At 48.0% G+C, this 20,835-nt stretch carries 18 protein-coding genes and 4 tRNA genes; 1 reads left to right on the top strand and 21 read right to left on the bottom strand.

The genetic code is table 11. The features are described from left to right. Nucleotides 1-4: 4 nt before the first annotated feature. The 9 genes from M0415_RS08115 to recA form a co-directional block, all read right to left on the bottom strand. Nucleotides 5-81: transfer RNA gene (locus M0415_RS08115), tRNA-Arg, on the bottom strand. Nucleotides 82-163: 82 nt separating this feature from the next. Then, nucleotides 164-240: transfer RNA gene (locus M0415_RS08120), tRNA-Arg, on the bottom strand. A 28-nt stretch (nt 241-268) separates the two neighbouring features. Beyond that, nucleotides 269-345: transfer RNA gene (locus M0415_RS08125), tRNA-Arg, on the bottom strand. An 18-nt stretch (nt 346-363) separates the two neighbouring features. Continuing rightward, nucleotides 364-455 (bottom strand) — tRNA-Ser (locus M0415_RS08130). Between the two features lie 203 nt (nt 456-658). Beyond that, on the bottom strand, nt 659-856 hold the full coding sequence (csrA, locus tag M0415_RS08135) for a carbon storage regulator CsrA (protein ID WP_006082602.1): 198 nt from the start codon (nt 854-856) through the stop codon (nt 659-661). A 118-nt stretch (nt 857-974) separates the two neighbouring features. Continuing rightward, nucleotides 975-2,231 carry an aspartate kinase gene (locus tag M0415_RS08140; RefSeq protein WP_011716228.1) on the bottom strand — a complete coding sequence of 419 codons (1,257 nt, stop codon included), beginning with the start codon at nt 2,229-2,231 and terminating at the stop codon, nt 975-977. A gap of 9 nt (nt 2,232-2,240) precedes the next feature. Then, nucleotides 2,241-4,865, bottom strand: coding sequence for an alanine--tRNA ligase (gene alaS, locus M0415_RS08145; protein ID WP_249554431.1), 2,625 nt, complete (start codon nt 4,863-4,865; stop codon nt 2,241-2,243). A 275-nt stretch (nt 4,866-5,140) separates the two neighbouring features. Further along, nucleotides 5,141-5,608, bottom strand: a complete 468-nt coding sequence (locus M0415_RS08150; RefSeq protein ID WP_374895602.1) for a regulatory protein RecX — start codon at nt 5,606-5,608, stop codon at nt 5,141-5,143. A 17-nt stretch (nt 5,609-5,625) separates the two neighbouring features. After that, on the bottom strand, nt 5,626-6,699 hold the full coding sequence (gene recA / locus M0415_RS08155; protein ID WP_011716225.1) for a recombinase RecA: 1,074 nt from the start codon (nt 6,697-6,699) through the stop codon (nt 5,626-5,628). A 382-nt stretch (nt 6,700-7,081) separates the two neighbouring features. On the opposite strand from recA, the gene mutS reads away from it, so the two are divergent. Further along, nucleotides 7,082-9,667, top strand: a complete 2,586-nt coding sequence (gene mutS, locus M0415_RS08160) for a DNA mismatch repair protein MutS (RefSeq protein ID WP_249554429.1) — start codon at nt 7,082-7,084, stop codon at nt 9,665-9,667. A 192-nt stretch (nt 9,668-9,859) separates the two neighbouring features. On the opposite strand, the gene rpoS is transcribed toward mutS, so the two are convergent. The 12 genes from rpoS to M0415_RS21515 all read right to left on the bottom strand — a co-directional run bounded on the left by rpoS (nt 9,860) and on the right by M0415_RS21515 (nt 20,620). After that, entirely contained in the window at nt 9,860-10,840 is a 981-nt protein-coding gene (rpoS, locus tag M0415_RS08165) for an RNA polymerase sigma factor RpoS (RefSeq protein WP_011621912.1), read from the bottom strand. Nucleotides 10,841-10,920: 80 nt separating this feature from the next. Next, nucleotides 10,921-11,817 (bottom strand): peptidoglycan DD-metalloendopeptidase family protein, encoded by an 897-nt coding sequence (locus tag M0415_RS08170; RefSeq protein WP_249554427.1) that lies wholly within the window; start codon nt 11,815-11,817, stop codon nt 10,921-10,923. Nucleotides 11,818-11,901: 84 nt separating this feature from the next. Then, entirely contained in the window at nt 11,902-12,537 is a 636-nt protein-coding gene (locus tag M0415_RS08175) for a protein-L-isoaspartate(D-aspartate) O-methyltransferase (RefSeq protein ID WP_011621910.1), read from the bottom strand. Continuing rightward, entirely contained in the window at nt 12,534-13,283 is a 750-nt protein-coding gene (gene surE / locus M0415_RS08180) for a 5'/3'-nucleotidase SurE (RefSeq protein WP_249554425.1), read from the bottom strand. The genes M0415_RS08175 and surE overlap by 4 nt, the downstream gene beginning before the upstream one ends. Continuing rightward, nucleotides 13,280-14,422 carry a tRNA pseudouridine(13) synthase TruD gene (gene truD / locus M0415_RS08185; protein WP_249554423.1) on the bottom strand — a complete coding sequence of 381 codons (1,143 nt, stop codon included), beginning with the start codon at nt 14,420-14,422 and terminating at the stop codon, nt 13,280-13,282. Before truD ends, surE begins: the two co-directional genes overlap by 4 nt. Before the next feature lie 29 nt (nt 14,423-14,451). Next, nucleotides 14,452-14,931 (bottom strand): 2-C-methyl-D-erythritol 2,4-cyclodiphosphate synthase, encoded by a 480-nt coding sequence (gene ispF, locus M0415_RS08190; protein WP_249554421.1) that lies wholly within the window; start codon nt 14,929-14,931, stop codon nt 14,452-14,454. A 51-nt stretch (nt 14,932-14,982) separates the two neighbouring features. Continuing rightward, nucleotides 14,983-15,732, bottom strand: a complete 750-nt coding sequence (gene ispD, locus M0415_RS08195) for a 2-C-methyl-D-erythritol 4-phosphate cytidylyltransferase (RefSeq protein ID WP_249554419.1) — start codon at nt 15,730-15,732, stop codon at nt 14,983-14,985. A 10-nt stretch (nt 15,733-15,742) separates the two neighbouring features. Beyond that, complete coding sequence (gene ftsB, locus M0415_RS08200; RefSeq protein WP_011625569.1) at nt 15,743-16,042, bottom strand: cell division protein FtsB; 300 nt, start codon at nt 16,040-16,042, stop codon at nt 15,743-15,745. Between the two features lie 100 nt (nt 16,043-16,142). Further along, nucleotides 16,143-17,438 (bottom strand): phosphopyruvate hydratase, encoded by a 1,296-nt coding sequence (gene eno, locus M0415_RS08205; RefSeq protein ID WP_011621904.1) that lies wholly within the window; start codon nt 17,436-17,438, stop codon nt 16,143-16,145. Nucleotides 17,439-17,650: 212 nt separating this feature from the next. After that, entirely contained in the window at nt 17,651-19,291 is a 1,641-nt protein-coding gene (gene pyrG / locus M0415_RS08210; protein ID WP_011716217.1) for a CTP synthase, read from the bottom strand. Nucleotides 19,292-19,407: 116 nt separating this feature from the next. Continuing rightward, a complete protein-coding gene (gene mazG, locus M0415_RS08215) occupies nt 19,408-20,286 on the bottom strand; it encodes a nucleoside triphosphate pyrophosphohydrolase (protein ID WP_249554417.1) in 879 nt (292 codons plus the stop codon). A gap of 154 nt (nt 20,287-20,440) precedes the next feature. Next, nucleotides 20,441-20,620 carry a hypothetical protein gene (locus M0415_RS21515; protein WP_425383161.1) on the bottom strand — a complete coding sequence of 60 codons (180 nt, stop codon included), beginning with the start codon at nt 20,618-20,620 and terminating at the stop codon, nt 20,441-20,443. Between the last annotated feature and the right edge of the window lie 215 nt (nt 20,621-20,835).

The following is a 20,835-nucleotide window of genomic DNA, read 5'->3' on the forward strand; positions in this document are numbered from 1 at the left end:
AATATGGTGCGCGTGGAAGGATTCGAACCTCCGACCGCCTGGTTCGTAGCCAGGTACTCTATCCAGCTGAGCTACACGCGCTTAAAACACTTACTTGAAGCATTGATTACAAAATTTCGTCTGAAATTCAAACCTGATGAGTTAAACATAACTAATGCAGAGATGGTGCGCATGGAAGGAGTCGAACCTCCGACCGCCTGGTTCGTAGCCAGGTACTCTATCCAGCTGAGCTACATGCGCGACTTGTATCTATCTTGCTTCAATAAAATGGTGCGCGTGGAAGGATTCGAACCTCCGACCGCCTGGTTCGTAGCCAGGTACTCTATCCAGCTGAGCTACACGCGCACTTTTATCGGTAAGAAATGGCGGAGAAGGAGGGATTCGAACCCTCGATGGGAGATAAAGCCCATACTCCCTTAGCAGGGGAGCGCCTTCGGCCACTCGGCCACCTCTCCGTTTTCTTGGCGCACATATTACTGTTTGACGAAAATAAGTCAAACCCTTTTTCTGAAACAACTTCTGTTTGAAGCGTTTTTAATCACATTGCTGTTATATCAATCCAATGTGTTGATTTGCGCCAATCTTTCGGTTCCAAAAATAAAAAAGCCAGTTAAAAAACTGACTCTTCTATGTCGTTAATACTCGCCTAAACGCCGTATTAAAAGTTACCACCTTCTGAAGGTGTACCTGATTTTTCAGATTGAATGCGTTGGTAGATCTCTTCACGGTGGACAGAAACCTCTTTCGGTGCATTCACACCAATACGCACTTGATTGCCTTTTACCCCTAGCACTGTAACTGTGACTTCATCACCAATCATCAGTGTTTCGCCAACACGACGAGTCAAAATCAGCATTCGATAGCTCCTTTATGTCTTAATTCAGCTTACACACGGCACTCATCCGGTAGATGGGCATATTATAGGGTCAGCTGAGTACAAATTAATAGTATTCAATACTCAAACAGTTATTTAATTACACCTTATTTAGCTCAAAGGCGTGATGTAACGCCCGAACCGCCTTGTGCAAGTCCCTTTCATCGATCACAGTTGACAATTTACTCTCCGATGTCGAAAGTAACTTAGCATGGATTGTTTCATTACCCAATACATCTAACATCTTAGTCAATAATCCAACTTTTGCCTGTAAACCTTTGCCAACTAAAGACACTTTTGCACGTTGGCGCTCAACAATCAATTGGCCTAGATCAAGACTTTCGCTTAAAAGCTCTAGCTCATGCAATAAAATATCGACCTTGGCTTCGGCCAGCATAAAACTGACACATTCGGCTGCTGAGGTTTCATTGAGTTTGAGCGGGGTAATAAATTCAACATCGATCTCAAGCCGCGCCAAACAGGCTAACAGTGCTTGATAATGTTCACTGCTGGTAAACAACCCTTTTATGGTTAAGGTCGCGAGCGCCTTATTAATCGCAATACCTTGCACGGATGCGGCCATCGCCAGTTCTGATTCGTCACCAAATTGGATCAATGTCCCATGGCCCGCTTCAAAACTCGACAATACACGCAGTGGCACTTTAAAACGTTGTGCGTATTCAACCGAATCGGGATGCAACACCTTAGCGCCGAGTTTTGCCATTTCTAGCATCACATCAAAACCAATCACATCGAGGCGTCTGGCACTACTATCGATATTCGGATCGGTAGTAAAGACACCGGGCACATCGGTAAAGATTTGGCATTCATCGGCTTTTAACGCCGCAGCGAGTGCCACAGCCGTAGTATCTGAGCCACCGCGCCCTAAGGTTGTGACATCACCATTGGGATCGATACCTTGAAAACCAGCCACAATCGGCACAATGCCGTCGTTTAGCAAGGAGGTTAAGTATGCCGTATCGACACGCTCAATACTCGCCCGACCAAATTGACTGTTTGTATGAATTTGCACTTGATCGCCAGTCAGGGATCTTGCGTTAATGCCGCGGCGTTGTAACGCCATCGCCATTAACGCAATACTGATTTGCTCTCCCGTCGAGACCAGCATATCGAGTTCCCGCGCACTCGCGCGGGGATCGATTTGCGCCGCAAGCGCAAATAGTCTGTTGGTCTCCCCTGCCATCGCAGAAAGCACCAAGACCTGCAGCTCACCATTGTGAGCGGACTTTGCAATTTGCTCGGCAACCACTTCGATGCGTTCAATCGAACCCACCGAAGTGCCACCAAACTTCTTCACAAAAAGCTTGCTACCACTAAGCTTTCGTTTTTCGAGCACAGCAACCTCTTAAGCTAAACGCTCAGTAATCCAAGGTAATACTTGAGACAGTGCCGCATCCAGATTTTCTGGTTGGCTACCACCCGCTTGGGCCATATCAGGGCGACCACCGCCTTTACCACCCACCTGCGCAGCAACCATAGCAACCAGTTCACCGGCCTTCACTTTACCGACTAAGTCGTTGCTCACGCCTGCAATCAGATTCACTTTGCCTTCTTGAGCCACGCCGAGCAGGATAACGGCGGATTTCAGCTTTTGCTTTAACTCATCTTGCAGACCACGCAATGCTCCTGCTTCAACGCCTTCCAGCTTCTTAATCAGCACATTTACGCCATTAACCACAACGGCATCACCGGCTAAATCCGCACTCGCAGCTGCAGCTAACTTATCTTTTAGTTGCTGCATGTCTTTTTCAAGTTGCTTCATTTTATCCAGTTGCGCTTTCAGCTTAGCCACAACCGATTGAGTATCGCCTTTAAGCAGTGCAGCTGCTTCTTCAAGTTGCGCTTGTTGCTGTGCCACATAGGCCATCGCCGCAGCGCCGGTTACCGCTTCGATACGGCGAACGCCTGCAGCGATACCGCCTTCAGAGGTAATTTTGAATAGACCAATGTCACCGGTACGGCCAACGTGGGTACCACCACACAGCTCGATAGAGAAATCGCCCATGGTGACAACACGCACCTCGGCATCATATTTCTCACCGAACAACGCCATCGCGCCTTTTTCTTTGGCTTCATCAATCGCCATTTCAGCGACTTTCAGCTCATGGTTACGGCGAATTTGGGTGTTGACTAACTCTTCAACCTGTTTCAATTCAGCAGGCTTGACCGCTTCGAAATGAGAGAAGTCGAAGCGTAAACGCTCAGGGTCAACTAACGAACCTTTTTGAGTAACGTGAGTGCCCAACACTTGACGCAGTGCAGCATGTAATAAATGAGTCACAGAATGGTTTAACTGAGTACGGTGACGCAGTTTCTTATCCACTTTGGCTTCAATGGCTTGACCAACACTGATAGTGCCAGCTGTTAATGTGCCCTTATGACCAGAGGCTTGACCGAATTTTTGGGTGTCGTTTACAACGAACTCAACACCTTGAGCCACTAATACGCCCTTGTCGCCGACTTGGCCGCCCGATTCTGCGTAGAATGGCGTCACATCGAGCACCACTACGGCATCATCACCCGCATTGATTGCAGAAACTGACTCACCGTTTAGGTAAAGTGCTGTGACTTTGGCATTGCCAGTAAGTTCTGAGTAACCACAGAATGCGGTTTCAGCATCAATTTTCAGTGCTGCGTTGTAATCGGCGCCGAAGTTACCCGCGGCTTGAGCGCGGCTACGTTGTTCGGCCATCGCCGCTTCGAAGCCCGCTTCATCGACGATAATGTTGCGCTCACGGCATACGTCAGCGGTTAAATCCACTGGGAAGCCATAGGTATCATAGAGTTTGAAGACAGTTTCACCGTCTAAGGTGTCGCCCTGCAATTCGTTTAACGCGCTATCCAGAATACCTAAACCACGCTCAAGCGTACGGGCAAACTGCTCTTCTTCCGCTTTAAGGGCTTTTTCAACAATCACTTGGGTATCGGCAAGACCTTTAGCAGCATCACCCATCACTTCAATTAGCGTCGGAACTAACTTGTAGAAGAAGGCTTCGGTTGCCCCTAACTTGTTACCATGACGCACGGCACGGCGAATAATACGACGCAGTACATAGCCACGACCTTCGTTTGATGGCATCACACCATCGGCAACTAAGAAGGCGCATGAACGGATATGGTCGGCAATAACGCGCAGCGACTTGTTAGATAAGTCAGTCACACCGATGATTTCGGCCGCTTTGGCAATCAAGGCGCGGAAAATATCGATTTCGTAGTTTGAATGCACACCTTGCATAATCGCAGCGATACGCTCAATCCCCATACCGGTATCGACTGAAGGTTTTGGCAACGGCAACATCTCGCCAGAGGCTTGGCGATTGTATTGCATGAATACGATGTTCCAGATTTCAATGAAACGGTCGCCATCTTCTTCTGGGCTTCCAGGACGTCCGCCCCAGATATGATCGCCGTGATCGTAGAAAATTTCGGTACATGGACCACAAGGACCCGTATCACCCATTTGCCAGAAGTTATCTGAAGCGTATGGCGCGCCCTTGTTATCACCGATGCGAATGATGTTTTCAGCGGCAACACCAATCTTTTTATTCCAAATTTCAAAGGCTTCATCGTCTGTTTGGTAAACAGTCACACATAGACGTTCCTTTGGTAATTTCAATACTTCGGTCAGGAAGGTCCAACCAAAGTGAATCGCATCTTCTTTGAAGTAATCACCAAAGCTGAAGTTACCCAGCATTTCGAAGAAAGTATGGTGACGCGCGGTGTAACCAACGTTATCTAAATCGTTGTGTTTACCACCCGCACGGACGCAGCGTTGGGCAGTGGTCGCACGTGTATAGCTACGTTTGTCCATGCCAAGAAACACGTCCTTGAACTGGTTCATACCGGCGTTGGTGAATAAAAGCGTTGGATCGTTGCCTGGTACAAGAGAACTACTGTCCACAACTTGGTGACCATTGCTGCGGAAAAATTCGAGGAAAGCACTTCTAAGCGCTGCTGTCGTTTGATACATGAAATCGTCCTGAATTGGGTAAGCATGACCAGCTACACCATAAGGTAGCCGTATTTCTATTTGCCCAGCATTATAAGCAGACTGAGGAAAGACGACCAGCCTTGAATAGCGATATAGGCTTAGGAATCTCATATTTTCGGTGAGTTTGCCGCTAAGACATGGCTTATCACAAAAGCCAAGCGCTAAAGAGGAGTCGATGAGCCGAATCAGCACGGCGGCCGAACGTAAAGGACAATGACCAGACAAGCCAAGGGCGGCGAGTTTATGCCATGACGTTAGTCATCATTATCTGCCAAAGGGTCGTAATCTAAGGCGTAGGAGACTTGTTCGTAATTAAAGCCTTGGCTCAGTAAAAACCGTACCCGTTTGGCTTTTTCTTTCGCCACTAACTCCCGGGATTGCGAGCCTTTAACCTCGGTGACTTTAGGGGTTACATATTTTTTGATGGCTTTGACTTTGGCTAGCTCAAACCAATCATGCTCATTGGCTGATAATGCAGCTTCGATACAATCCTTTGAAAGCCCTTTTTGAGCAATGGCTTGGCGAATACGGATAGGCCCATGACCACGGGCAATATGGCTGCGAACAAGAAGCTCGGCATAGCGCTTATCATTGATAAAACCCGACGCTTCACAATCATCGAGCACGGGATCGATATCAACGACCTCAAAGCCTTTTTCGAGCAGTTTGGAGCGGATTTCTTGGCGGGAATAGTCGCGGCGCGCTAACAGCGCGACCGCGATTTGACGGGCTGACTGGCTCAGAATACTTCGCCTGTTTCGAAATCAACATTGCCTTCGCTGTTTTCATCATCAGATGAAGATGAAGACATAGCACTTGGGTTACTCAGCAGTAACTCACGCAGAGTTTTATCGATTTCAGCGGCAATTGCTGGGTTTTCAGTCAGATATTTACCGGCATTTGCACGGCCTTGACCAATCTTGTCACCCTTGTAGCTGTACCATGCACCGGCTTTTTCAATCAGTTTATGGGCAACACCTAAATCGACTAACTCACCGGTACGGTTGATACCTTGACCGTAAAGAATTTGGAACTCAGCTTGTTTAAACGGTGCGGCAACCTTGTTTTTAACCACTTTAACGCGCGTCTCGTTACCCACCACTTCATCGCCTTCTTTGATAGCACCAGTACGGCGAATATCGAGACGAACAGAAGCGTAGAACTTCAGCGCGTTACCACCCGTTGTGGTTTCTGGGTTACCAAACATCACACCAATCTTCATACGAATTTGGTTGATGAAGATTAACAGTGTATTCGATTGCTTGAGGTTACCCGCGAGCTTACGCATCGCTTGGCTCATCATACGCGCCGCTAGGCCCATGTGTGAGTCACCAATTTCACCTTCAATTTCCGCTTTGGGTGTTAATGCCGCAACCGAGTCAACGATGATCACATCTACCGCGCCAGAACGGGTCAACGCATCACAGATCTCAAGGGCTTGTTCACCGGTATCGGGTTGTGAACACAATAAGTTATCAATATCTACGCCTAACTTTTTAGCATAGATAGGGTCTAGCGCATGCTCGGCGTCGATAAAGGCACAGGTTTTACCTTCGCGCTGAGCGGCGGCAATCACTTCTAATGTCAGCGTCGTTTTACCTGATGATTCGGGACCATAAATCTCAACGATACGTCCCATTGGTAAACCGCCAGCCCCTAAGGCGACGTCAAGGGAAAGTGAACCAGTAGAAATAGTCTCAACATCCATAGAGCGGTCTTCGCCCAGCTTCATGATGGAGCCTTTACCAAATTGCTTTTCAATTTGGCTCAATACCGCAGCAAGTGCTTTCTCTTTGTTTGGATCGACCTTCATTCCTGTTCCCTCATCAAGACAGTATCAGTACTGTCAAAAGTGATATTCAATTTAATAAAGCGGGTAATACAAAAAGCGAGGCTCTTTGTCATAATCTGCTGACTAGTATACTGTACAATCATACAGTATCAAGACCTGTGAATGATTTATTTTTCAGTCAGAAAATTTTCCCGTTGAGACAAGCTTTTACCGACTCATGCTGCAGATTTGTCAGGATATCAGTGAATATCCATGGTTTAAGGGTCAATTTTCAGAAAATTATTGCTAAGATTGGCGTCAATTTATTTTAGACAGTAATAGTGCACATCCACTGATTTTTTATCCCATTACTGTACGACTTATTTCCCCGCTTTGGGCCGGCATAACGGACGAAAACGATTTAATGAATCCTATAGATACCGATGATTTAGAAAAACATACCCCCATGATGCGTCAATATTTGACCATGAAAGCCGAGCATCACGACATGCTGCTGTTTTATCGTATGGGTGACTTCTATGAACTCTTCTATGATGACGCAAAACGAGCCTCTGAATTATTAGGCATTTCCCTTACAGCCCGTGGCAAAAGTGGTGGCGATCCGATCCCGATGGCGGGAATTCCTTATCATGCAGTCGAAGGCTATCTGGCCAAGTTGGTTCAAATTGGTCAATCGGTCGCGATCTGTGAGCAGATTGGCGACCCCGCCACCTCAAAAGGCCCAGTTGAGCGAAAAGTGGTGCGCATCGTCACCCCAGGTACCTTGACCGATGAAGCACTGCTGCAGGAGAGGCAAGACAATCTGTTAGCCGCGGTTTACCAAGGTAAAGTTGGTTTTGGCTACGCGACCCTCGATGTGTCTTCTGGCCGCTTCGTGATTGCCGAATTAGAGACGAAGGAGTCCCTCGAAGCCGAGCTGCAACGTACTAATCCGGTCGAAATTCTCTATAGCGAAGATTTTGGCGCGATGGAGTTATTGCATCATTTTAAAGGCAAGCGTCGCCGCCCCGAGTGGGAGTTTGATTACGATACAAGTATCAAACTGCTGCTGGCTCAATTTGGCACTAAGGATTTGCACGGCTTTGGGATTACCGATGCAAGGCTGTCGCTGCAAGCGGCTGGCTGCTTAATGCAATATGTGAAAGACACCCAGCGCACCGCCCTGCCCCATATCAATGCCATTACCCGTTTCAATCAAACCGATACGATTGTCTTGGATGCGGCGACGCGCCGTAACCTCGAGCTGACACAAAATTTGAGTGGTGGTCGAGATAACACCCTAGCAGCAGTACTCGACAATACCGCGACCGCCATGGGTAGCCGGATGTTGCAACGCTGGATCCATCAGCCGCTAAGAGACCATGCACAGATTTTTGCTCGCCAAACGGCCGTGAATGAATTACTCGAGACTGCGGCCCATGAATCATTACATGAGCAACTTAAAGCCCTAGGCGATATCGAACGTATCATGGCAAGGCTGGCACTGCGTACCGCTCGTCCAAGGGATTTTGCCCGCCTACGCCAAGCATTAAACCTATTGCCTCGGTTGCAACAGTCACTCGCGCAGCTAAGTGCGCCACATACGGTGAAACTAGGCCAACTCTTAGGTGAATTTCCCGAAGAGCAACAACTGCTTGAGCGCGCCATTGTCGATAACCCGCCCATGCTTATCCGTGATGGCGGCGTGATCCGCGAAGGCTACAATGCCGAGTTAGATGAATGGCGAGGCTTAAGTGAAGGAGCCACAGATTATCTGGTTCAGCTCGAGGCGCGGGAAAAAGAGCGTACCGGCATTGCCACGTTGAAGGTTGGCTACAACCGAGTGCATGGCTACTACATCGAAGTCAGCCGCCTGCAATCACAGCAAGTGCCATTAAATTATCAGCGTCGTCAAACCCTTAAGAATATGGAACGTTACATCACGCCTGAACTTAAGGAATACGAAGAAAAAGTGCTGTCGAGCCAAGGTAAGGCGCTTGCCCTTGAAAAACAACTTTGGGACGAATTATTTGATTTAATCCTCCCCAAGTTGCATGAGCTACAAGCCTTCGCCAGAGCCGCAGCCGAACTCGATGTGCTGAGTAACTTCGCCGAACGTGCCGAAACCTTAGGCTATACCTGCCCAGAACTGAGCAGCGAAATCGGGGTAAAAATCGAAGCGGGTCGCCACCCTGTGGTTGAGCGTGTGAGTCAAACGCCTTTTATCGCCAATCCTGTCACCCTGCACAATCAACGCCGGATGTTGATTGTTACCGGTCCAAACATGGGCGGTAAATCAACCTACATGCGCCAAGTGGCGCTTATCACGCTAATGGCCCATATTGGCTGCTTTGTGCCAGCAGATCGCGCCATTATTGGCCCTATCGATCGGATTTTTACTCGGATTGGCGCCTCTGACGATCTTGCCTCTGGTCGCTCAACCTTTATGGTAGAAATGACTGAAACGGCAAATATTCTCCATAATGCGACCGCACAAAGTTTAGTCTTGATGGATGAAATTGGCCGTGGCACCTCCACCTACGATGGTCTGTCATTAGCCTGGTCCGCAGCGGAATATCTAGCGCAGCAAGTCGGCGCAATGACGCTGTTTGCGACCCATTATTTCGAGTTAACACAATTACCGGAACTCATGGCTGGCGTCTATAACGTGCACCTCGATGCGATTGAGCACGAAGACACCATCGCCTTTATGCATGCGGTGCAAGAAGGTGCGGCCAGTAAGAGTTATGGCTTACAGGTTGCGGCCCTTGCCGGGGTGCCAGCTCGGGTGATTAAGGCGGCAAAACACAAGTTACATCAGCTTGAGAGCCGCGATCATCAAGTGGAAGGTGCTAATGTTAACGGCACTAGGGCACCGATCCAAACCCTGCTCGCCCTGCCTGAGCCAGTGGAGAATCCCGCCGTCAGCAAATTAAAAGCCATCAATCCTGATAACCTGACCCCAAAACAGGCGCTGGATTTACTCTACGAGCTAAAACGCTTGAGTTAACACATAGAGTGAAAAACTTGCGATAACATAAACGCGAAAAGAAAAACGCCCTGAAAATTGGGCGTTTTTTATGACTTGTTGAACTGGTTTAAGGCTAAATTTCTAGACCTTAGTCTCTTAACTTTAGTCTCTTAACTTTTCTCTCTGAACCTTAATTTCTAAGCCTAATTTATAAACTTTAGTCTCTAAACCTTAGTTTCTAAAAAGTGCCTCTACGGAGAGACCTTGAGCGCCCAGCAAATCACGTAGGCGTTTTAGGGCTTCCACTTGAATTTGGCGAACACGTTCACGGGTGAGGCCAATTTCAGCACCGACGTCTTCAAGGGTTGAGGGTTCATAACCTAACAAACCAAAGCGGCGCGCTAACACTTCTCTTTGCTTGGTATTGAGTTCATTAAGCCATTTCACCACTGAGTTTGAAATGTCTTCATCTTGTACTTTGTAGTCCGGGCCTACGTTGTCGTCATCGGCCAGCACATCGAGTAACGCCTTGTCGTTATCGCCACCTAAGGGGATATCGACAGAGGTGATCTTCTCGTTGAGCTTGAGCATACGGCTGACATCAACACTGGATACTTGCAGTTTCTCGGCAATTTCTTCTGCCGTAGGTTCGTGGTCAAGTTTTTGCGCTAATTCCCGAGCCGTACGTAAATACACGTTGAGTTCTTTTACAACATGGATTGGCAAGCGAATTGTGCGGGTTTGATTCATGATGGCACGTTCAATCGTTTGTCTGATCCACCAAGTTGCATAGGTTGAGAAACGGAAGCCTCTTTCTGGGTCGAATTTTTCCACCGCACGGATCAAGCCAAGATTACCCTCTTCGATTAAATCCAATAACGCTAGGCCACGATTATTGTAACGACGGGCAATTTTAACCACGAGTCGCAGGTTACTCTCAATCATGCGATTACGGGATTTTTCACAGCCTTTTAAGGCCTTACGGGAAAAGTAAACTTCTTCTTCTGCGCTAAGCAGTGGGGAAAACCCTATTTCACCTAAATAGAGCTGGGTGGCATCAAGATTTTTTTGCAGGTCATCTTGAACCTGTTGTTCGAGTCCTAGTTCTTGAACTAAATCAGCGGCAATATCCTCTTTATCGAGATCAAACTCTGCGGTATCTACGGAAAAATCTACTAGTTCTTCTGCGGCAGTGCTATTTATGCGGCTCATGATCAAATCTCCCAAACCTAATGTAAACTGCTTGAATTACTGCAATTTTTTATCCTCCATGCCAACAAGGCCCTAAACAATCATTGCTTAGGTAAATAGTTAAGTGGGTTAACAGACTGACCGTGGTAACGGATTTCGAAGCGAAGCATTACCTGATTAGTACCTGTACTGCCCATTTTTGCAACTGTCTGTCCAGCGAGGACATGTTGCTTTTCTTCGACTAAGATCTGATCTGCATGAGCATAGGCACTAAGGTAATCGTCACTATGTTTAATAATCACTAAATTACCGTAACCCCTAAGAGCACTACCTGCGTATACCACCCGCCCATCTGCAGCGGCTTTGATGATATCTCCGCGTTTTCCTGCGATCTTAATTCCTTTATTTCCCTGCTCATTGGCAGAGTATGTCCCAATCAATTTACCTCTTACTGGCCATTGCCACTGACTCACACTGTCTGGCAGTGTTGATGTCGGGGCGACGATCGAAGAGTTAACATTTTGTTGAGAGCTTGTTGCAGAATACGCAGGCTTGGCTTTCTGATCAAGTGTTTTTTTCTGCTGTTCACTTGACAAGTTTTTCGCGGAAGAATTGTTACTAGCTGATTGTTTATCAAGAGAATTAGCTTTATTTTGCCCTTTAGACGCTGAATTACTTCCACCTAAAGTAGTAGAGCCTTTGCCATTTTGTCCGCGATCATTCGTTAAATATAAAATCTGTCCAGGGTAGATAGTGTACGATTTATCTAATTGATTAATTTTAGCAATTTCGGCGAAATCTTTACCCGCAGCCCAAGAGATCGAGTAAAGGGTGTCACCTTTCTTAACTTTATATGAATTAGATTTAATGTGCCCTTTGTTATGTTTGGAATAACTGTGGGAGAGACTTTCGACAGGTGCGGGGCGACTCGCCTGAAAGCTACAGCCCGCAAGCAACAACACTAAGCTGAGGTTTAAGAGTAAACCCGCATTCAACAATAAAAACTCCTCTTTAGGGCTATCTTACTGTTTTACCTAATTATAAAGGTCAAGTATTTAACGAAGTGACCTAAAGCTAAAAACTTAAGCGAGCTCGCCATTGACCAAGGGAACAAATTTGACGGTTTCGATCACTTCGGAACTAAAACGATCCGAGCGACGGGTAAAGCGCATCAATTGCTGCGTCTCTTCCCCCACGGGGATAATTAATACGCCGCCTTCGGCTAGCTGAGACAACAAGGCTTCGGGAACCTTGGCCGCTGCCGCCGTGACCATAATGCCATCAAAGGGGCTGCGATTCGGCCAGCCCTGCCAGCCATCGCCATATTTGAATGACACATTATGCAGATCGAGTCGCTTTAATCTTTGCCTCGCTTGGATCTGTAACCCTTTGATACGCTCAATGGTGCACAGTTCTGGCACTAATTGCGCGAGGATCGCCGCTTGGTAGCCAGAGCCCGTTCCCACCTCAAGTACCTTTTGCGGCTGATGTTGCAGCAGTAACTCTGTCATACGCGCGACGATATAAGGCTGAGAAATCGTTTGTCCTTGGCCTATGGGCAAGGCGGTATTTTCGTAGGCTTTATGGGCCAGTGCATTATCAAGAAACAGCTCACGCGGGGTATGGGATATTGCCTTAAGAACGGCTGGATGGCGGATCCCCGCCTCCTGAAGCTTTTTAGCTAAATTCACCGCCGATGTTAAGGCAACTCGAGTCATATTTTATCTACCCAATCTTGCAATACCGATAATTGTCTATACGCGGTCAAGTCCACGGTTAAGGGAGTGATCGACACATAACCATGGGCTACCGCATGGAAATCCGTTCCTTCACTCGCATCTTGTTCAACACCTGGTGGACCGAGCCAAAAAATTTCTTTCCCCGCAGGATCTTGTGTTCGCACTATGCCTTCGGCCTTATGCCGTGCACCCAGGCGCGTCACCCTGATCCCTTTAATCTCATCGAGCGGTAAATCCGGCACATTGATATTGAGGATCTGATCGCTCGCAATCGGGTGCGCTAACAGCCCTTGCACGATTCGCCGAGCATACACAGCCGCGGTGTGATAATGCTTTAATGCCTTACCATTAAGCGAAATCGCAACGGCGGGGAAACCTAAAAAACGCCCCTCCATCGCCGCCGCTACTGTACCCGAATATAAAGTGTCATCCCCCATATTCGCGCCAGCATTAATGCCCGATACCACCATATCCGGCTCACCATCACAAAGCTCACGTATGGCTAAGTGAACGCAATCCGTGGGTGTACCGTGAACCGAAATATAACCATTATCTAACCTATTAATTCTTAATGGGTTAGTCAAGGTTAAAGAGTTACTTGCGCCGGAGCAATTACGATCGGGCGCAACCGTCATCACTGTGGCGATTTCGGCAAGCGCCTCGGTTAAGGCTCTGATCCCCGGCGCATTCACACCATCATCATTACTGACTAAGATGCGGATCATAAAGCTGACTCGCCCTTATCGGTTGTAATGGGCTCTGCTGAATCGGTTTCTGATGCTGTGTTTGTTTCAGTTGTGTTTGTTTCAGCTGCGTTTGCATCAGGCGTGACTGTCGCTTGCCATTGCAGCTCTTTCACATCTTGATAATCAACCAACTCTCGTAACAGCGATGTCGCAAAGCTGCCTGCTGGTAAGATAAATTCGAGCACTAATCCATCCGCAGTTTGCTCGTATTTAAGGCCTTGAGGTTCGAGCAGCAATGGACGGCGCTCCTGCTCAAGCCCCGCGTGCTCAAGGCCGTAGCAATCTTCGCTCAGCTCTGCCATGGCGAGGGTTTCAACCTCGGCGGCTTCGCCCTGCGGCAGCATTTTCCCGCGGCCCCAGAGTGGCGCAGAAAGCAGAATATCCTTCTCAATCAAGCGTTTTAATACCACTAAGTCCCATTCTGGCGTGACGAAAAAGCTCTTACTGCCCGCCAGCATCACGCAATCCCCCGCTAAGGGTTTAGTGCCATGATTCGCCAAACGATAGGAAACAACGGTATTGAACAGATTGGAGCGCACCGCAGACAGATACATGCTGCGCTTATTACGGTCTTTCACCTTTTTACCCGCCAGCATTTGCCGTCCCATCACCAGGTTTTTACCATCGTGGCCGAAACGCTGCTCACCAAAATAGTTAGGCACACCAATTTGGCTAACTTTTTCGATGCGGCTGATAATGTCTTCCACGTTTGTGACATTGCGCAGGGTAAGAATAAAACGGTTGCCCAAGAGCGCGCCAATACGCAGTTTTTTGCTGTGGCGATTGCTGGATAAAATGGTTAAGCGCTCGCTGTTAAGCTCGCTCCACGCCGGGGTTTCTTTACCTGGGATACGAATGCCAAACCACTGTTCTGTGATGGCATTTTTATCTTTTTGTCCTGCATAGGTCACTTCTTTGGGATGAACCTTAGCGAACTTGGCCAGCATTTCAGCCACTTGCACCGTATTCAGCCCATCCTTACGAATGTGGACTAAATGATGCTCGCCCTCGCCCGACGGGCTAAAAGGCAAAATCTCTTTCACGATAAAGTCGCTGTTAACGGTTCTTAAATCGGCGGTGGCCGTCGGTTTGCCGTACAGGTAATGTAGTTCGCTCATGGGTCTTTCTTATCTCTTAAAGTTTCAGGCTATTGGCGGCTGAGTAATACAACGGCTTCTACCGCAATGCCTTCTTTGCGGCCGGTAAACCCGAGTTTTTCGGTGGTGGTGGCCTTAACGTTGATATCGGCAATGTCAGCATTAAGATCGGCCGCCAGCACTAGGCGCATATCCTCGATATGCGGCGCCATCTTAGGCGCCTGGGCAATGATAGTGACATCCAGATTACCCAGCTCAAATCCCTTCGCCCGCGCTAATGCATAGCAATGGCGCAGCAAGACGCGACTATCGGCGCCCTTATAGGTGGCATCGGTATCGGGGAAATGTTTACCAATATCCCCAAGGGCCATCGCCCCTAAAATGGCATCGGAGATGGCATGCAGCACCACATCACCGTCGGAATGAGCCACCAGCCCAGTTTCGTAGGGGACTTCGACCCCACATAAAATTAACGGGCGCGCTTCACCAAATTTATGGACATCAAAACCATGGCCGATTCGGATTTTCATTACTTACTTCCTAACGTATTTAATAGATTGCGCAATTCACTCAGCTTGCTTTCAAGCATTCGCGCGCAGTAAAAAAAGCTCTGCCAACTCCAAATCATCGGGATGGGTGACTTTAATGTTATCCGCCCGCCCCGCGACTAAACCAGGGGAAATACCCGCCCACTCCATCGCCGAGGCCTCATCGGTCACGACTGCCCCCGCGGCAAGCGCGGCTTTTAAATGTAATCGCAACAAGGAGGTTGGAAATAACTGCGGCGTCAACGCATGCCAGAGATTATCGCGGCAAACGGTCGAGCTAATTTCACCTAAGCTATTGGCGCGCTTCATGGTATCCCGCACAGGCATGGCCAAAATCGCCCCTTGGGGAAAGTGCACCCGCGATGCCAGCAATTTATCTATGTCTTGCGCCGTCAGGCAGGGTCTAGCCGCATCGTGAACTAAAGCCCAACCATTATCAGGCGCCTTATCGAGTGCCGCCAGTACCGAGTCGGCGCGCTCAGAGCCGCCAATGACAGTTACCAGCTTGGGATGCTTAGCCTGCTGCAACGCAGCAAACTCAGTATCCTCAGGATGCAGAGCCACAATCACTTGGTTTATTTGCGGATGGGACAATAACTTGTCTAAGGTATGGGCCAGAATGCTTTGCCCGAGCAAGGTTAAATATTGCTTGGGTTTGCCTGCGCCCATGCGGCTACCAATCCCCGCGGCAGGCACAATCGCCACCACATGTTGCGAGAAAGGATCAATTTGAACTGCAACTTGGGTTTCGACCTGCGACGCGGCTTCTAATACGGTATCCATAGGCGCTCCGTTACTGCGAGGGACTCGATACTGAACGGTCACCGCCCACCACGCGATAGAAGGTCTCGCCTTCTTTCACCATGCCTAGCTCGTTACGCGCACGCTCTTCAATCGCTTCGGTACCACTCTTAAGGTCGATAATTTCCTCTTTAAGCACTTGATTACGCTCATTGAGTTTTGCATTACCTTCTTGCTGAGCCGCGATCTGTTTTTGCAGAACAAAGTATTCGGGCAGGCTGTTATCGCCCGACCACAGTCGATATTGCAGCAAACCGAGAAGCACTATGAGTGCAATGACAAAGAATTTCATGGAGGAATTAGCGTCAGTATCTTGAATTAAAAAAATATACTGCAGATAGTACAACAAAAAAGGCCACCAAGTGGTGGCCTTTTTACATCAGACGACTAAATTACGCCTGACCTTTGATTTCTTTCAAACCGCGGTATGGCGCTTTTTCACCTAATTGCTCTTCGATACGCAGTAATTGGTTGTATTTAGCAACACGGTCAGAACGGCATAGTGAACCCGTCTTGATTTGGCCTGCCGCAGTACCTACCGCTAAATCAGCGATAGTCGCATCTTCAGTTTCACCGCTACGGTGTGAAATCACCGCAGTGTAACCCGCCGCTTTTGCCATACGGATAGCCGCTAAGGTTTCAGTTAATGAACCGATTTGGTTGAACTTGATCAGGATTGAGTTAGCGATGCCATTCTCAATACCACGGGTTAAGATCTTAGTGTTGGTTACGAATAAATCGTCGCCCACTAATTGGATCTTGTCACCCATGATCTTAGTTTGGTACGCCCAACCATCCCAATCTGACTCGTCCAGACCGTCTTCAATAGAGACGATTGGATATTGCTCAGTCAGTGATTTCAGGAAGTCAGAGAAACCGTTTGAATCGAATACTTTGCCTTCGCCAGACAGGTCATATTTACCGTCTTTGTAGAACTCAGAAGCAGCGCAGTCTAATGCCAGAGTCACGTCGGTACCCAGCTTGTAACCTGCTAATTCAACGGCTTCTTTGATTACCGCTAATGCATCTGCGTTAGAAGACAGGTTAGGTGCGAAACCACCTTCGTCACCCACAGAAGTGCTTAAACCTTTGCCGTGCAGTACTTTTTTCAGGGTGTGGAAAATCTCAGCGCCCATACGTAAAGCTTCGCGGAAGTTTTTCGCGCCAACAGGTTGAACCATGAATTCTTGGATATCAACGTTGTTATCCGCGTGCTCGCCACCGTTAAGGATGTTCATCATTGGCACTGGCATAGCGTATTGGCCAGGTGTGCCGTTTAGTTCCGCAATGTGAGCGTATAAAGGCATGCCTTTGAATGCTGCAGCCGCTTTAGCCGCCGCTAAAGACACAGCCAGAATCGCGTTAGCGCCTAACTTGTCTTTGTTTTCAGTGCCGTCTAAGTCGATCATGATTTGATCGAGCTCAGCTTGTGCAGTCGCATCTTTACCGATTAACGCCGCACGGATAGGGCCGTTTACGTTAGCCACAGCAGTCAATACACCTTTACCTAAGTAGCGGCTCTTGTCGCCATCACGTAGTTCCAGCGCTTCACGGCTACCGGTAGAAGCACCAGATGGCGCAGCCGCCATACCGATAAAACCACCTTCTAAATGCACTTCAGCTTCAACTGTTGGGTTACCACGAGAATCCATAATCTCGCGACCAATCACGTTAATAATCTTAGCCATATTACCCTCGATTTAAGTTTAAAAGAGAAAAGAAAAACCAATACCAATGGGAATTAACAGATGTAGAGTACGACCAAAATCTTTAAATTCCGTTTACTATTTCCGTCTATACGCATGTCGTTTATACACATGGGTATGAGTTTTGACTCATGATTACGCGGCCTGAGTGTAACAAAAGGCCGGGCCCACTGTCGCGGGTCCGGCCTTAAAATTTATTTCTTCAGATCACGTTTTTGATGTGCACTTGCGGCAGCAACGAAACCTTCGAACAATGGATGACCATCGCGTGGGGTCGAAGTGAATTCTGGGTGGAATTGACCCGCTACAAACCAAGGATGATCTTTCAGCTCAATCATCTCAACCAGTTTACGGTCAGAAGATAAACCACTAAATACCAGACCCGCTTGCTCTAAACGTTCTCTGTACTTGTTGTTCACTTCGTAACGGTGACGGTGACGCTCAACACAAGTGTTACCTTTATACGCTTGCGCCGCTTTTGAACCTTCAAGTAGGTGACATAACTGCGCACCTAAACGCATAGTGCCACCTAAATCAGAGGCTTCATGGCGTTGTTCAACGTTACCTTCTTCATCAACCCATTCAGTGATTAAGCCAACCACTGGGAATGGCGTTGCTTTATTGAATTCAGTTGAGTGTGCATCAGTCATGCCAGCAACGTTACGGGCAAATTCAATCAGCGCCACTTGCATACCTAAACAGATACCAAAGTAAGGCAGCTCGTTTTCACGGGCATATTTAGCCGCTAGGATCTTACCTTCCACACCGCGCTCACCGAAGCCGCCTGGGACTAAGATACCGTCTAACCCTTGCAGCACTTCATCGCCTTTCGCTTCAACAGTTTGTGAGTCGATATACTTGATGCTCACAGATACACGGTTCTTCAGACCCGCATGCTTTAATGCTTCGTTGACTGACTTATAGGCGTCTGGCAGTTCGATGTATTTACCGACCATACCAATCACGACTTCGCCGTTTGGATTGGCTTCTTGGTAAATCACGTTTTCCCACTCAGACAAGTCGGCTTCGCGGCATTCTAAGCCAAAACGCTTAACGACTAGGTCATCTAAACCCTGTGAGCGCAGCAGCGCTGGGATCTTGTAGATGCTGTCGACGTCTTTTAATGAAATAACTGCACGTTCTTCAACGTTACAGAATAACGAAATCTTCGCACGCTCGTTGGCAGGAATCGCGCGGTCGCCACGGCAGATCAGCACATCCGGTGCAATACCGATAGAACGCAATTCTTTGACTGAATGTTGAGTCGGTTTCGTTTTCACTTCACCCGCGGCGCCAAGGAATGGCACTAAGGTTAAATGCATAAACAGGGTACGATCGCGGCCCAGTTCAACGCCTAATTGGCGGATAGACTCAAGGAATGGCAGTGATTCGATATCACCCACAGTACCGCCGATTTCAACGATAGCCACATCGTGACCTTCACCACCTGCAATCACTTTTTCTTTGATCGCGTTAGTGATGTGTGGGATCACCTGAATCGTCGCACCTAAATAGTCACCGCGACGCTCTTTACGCAACACCTCTTCGTAAATACGACCCGTAGTGAAGTTGTTGCGACGGTTCATCTTAGTGCGGATGAAACGCTCATAGTGGCCTAGGTCAAGGTCTGTTTCTGCGCCGTCCTCAGTCACAAACACTTCACCATGTTGCGTTGGGCTCATGGTACCTGGATCAACGTTGATGTATGGGTCCAGTTTCATGATGGTTACATTGAGACCACGGGCCTCTAAAATTGCGGCTAATGAAGCGGCTGCAATGCCTTTACCTAGTGATGAAACCACACCACCAGTAACGAAGATATACCTTGTAGTCATGCTGAACCTGAGAAAATGAGTTTGAAAATACGTGCTTGTAAGAAAGCACTAGGACGGGGCAGTAGTATACCAAAGGTGTTGCCATTCGACAAACACCAATCCGGATAATTTGCCCTTTATCTTGGCTCGCCCTGTTTAACCTTATCCCAGTAGGCATCTAACTCTTCTAAGCTATGTTCTTCTAATGCTTTATTATTTTGTCTCGCAAATGCCTCTACACCTTTAAAACGGCGTTCAAATTTAACATTAGCTTGGCGTAGCGCTTGTTCTGGGTCCACTTTTAAATGACGCGCCAAATTCACCACTGCAAATAATAAGTCGCCCATTTCGGCCTGCACTTTGGCCTGGTCGAGCGTGGGCTGATTCACCTCCGCCAGCACTTCATCAATTTCTTCATGGATTTTTGCGACAACGGGCTCAAGCTCAGGCCAATCGAACCCAACGCGCGCAACCCGCTGCTGAATTTTGATTGAACGCGATAACGCTGGCTGTGCGCGCGGGATATCATCAAGCACAGACACCTCGCGTGGAGAAGTCACCCCAGCCGCCAGAGCCTTTTGTTCACGCTCGCTGGCTTTGATCGCTTCCCAATTGGCCTTCATCTGCTGACTACTGGCATCGGCCTCAAACGTGGCTTCACCAAACACATGGGGATGACGGCGGGTGAGTTTGTCGGTGATTTTATTGACGACTGTGCTGAAATCGAACCTGCCCTGCTCTTTGCCAAGCTGGCAATAAAACACTACTTGGAATAATAAATCCCCCAGCTCATCGGGTAATTCGTCTAGGGCTAAACGTTCAATCGTGTCAGCCACCTCATAGGCCTCTTCGAGGGTAAAAGGTACTATGGTTTGATAAGTCTGGGCTTTATCCCATGGGCAACCCGTTTGCGGATCGCGCAGCTTCTCCATAATCTTCAGTAGCGGCGCAACATCGGTTGCTGAAAGTGCTGTTGCGGGAAGCTCAGTAATAGAAGGCGTGATATGGGAAGTCATGCTGATATCCTTTCAAGAGAGTCGACACAGGTGCAGGATGCGTAAACAGGAATACACTCAAGCTGAGTCGCAACTAAGGCTGTAATAAGGGCAATAAAGCGCTAATGATAAAGTAGCCAAGCTCAAAGTGCTATTTAGAGTCTGGTATTAGGTTTTAACGAAGAGGATATGCCCTAAAACTAGATAAGTATGTCGTCAGGTGTGTAGGATGAATTGTCATTGTTTCCTCTGTGACACGCCGTAAACTCGTCCCTGAGGGCTCGACGGCGGCATCCATGCCGCCAACGGTCACAGTTGCAACAATGACAATCTTTACGACCATTGAACTGTTCATCTGGCTAAAAGCTTTATGCCTCATTCCTTGTTTCGGTTCGTTGGCTCAATAGAAAACTCCTACTCTTGTTGCCATACAAAATCTCATCCATTTACCTAATGTTTGGACCTAACGTAAAGCGACTAACAATGTATGGGTATACAGTCGTATTTAAATTTAGGTTTTTTGGTATGATTTTTGGACAAAATCAGTGCGCACTAATTCCATCCGAAATA

It is taken from the genome of Shewanella sp. 10B, from assembly GCF_023475885.1.
GTDB lineage: Bacteria > Pseudomonadota > Gammaproteobacteria > Enterobacterales > Shewanellaceae > Shewanella > Shewanella mangrovisoli.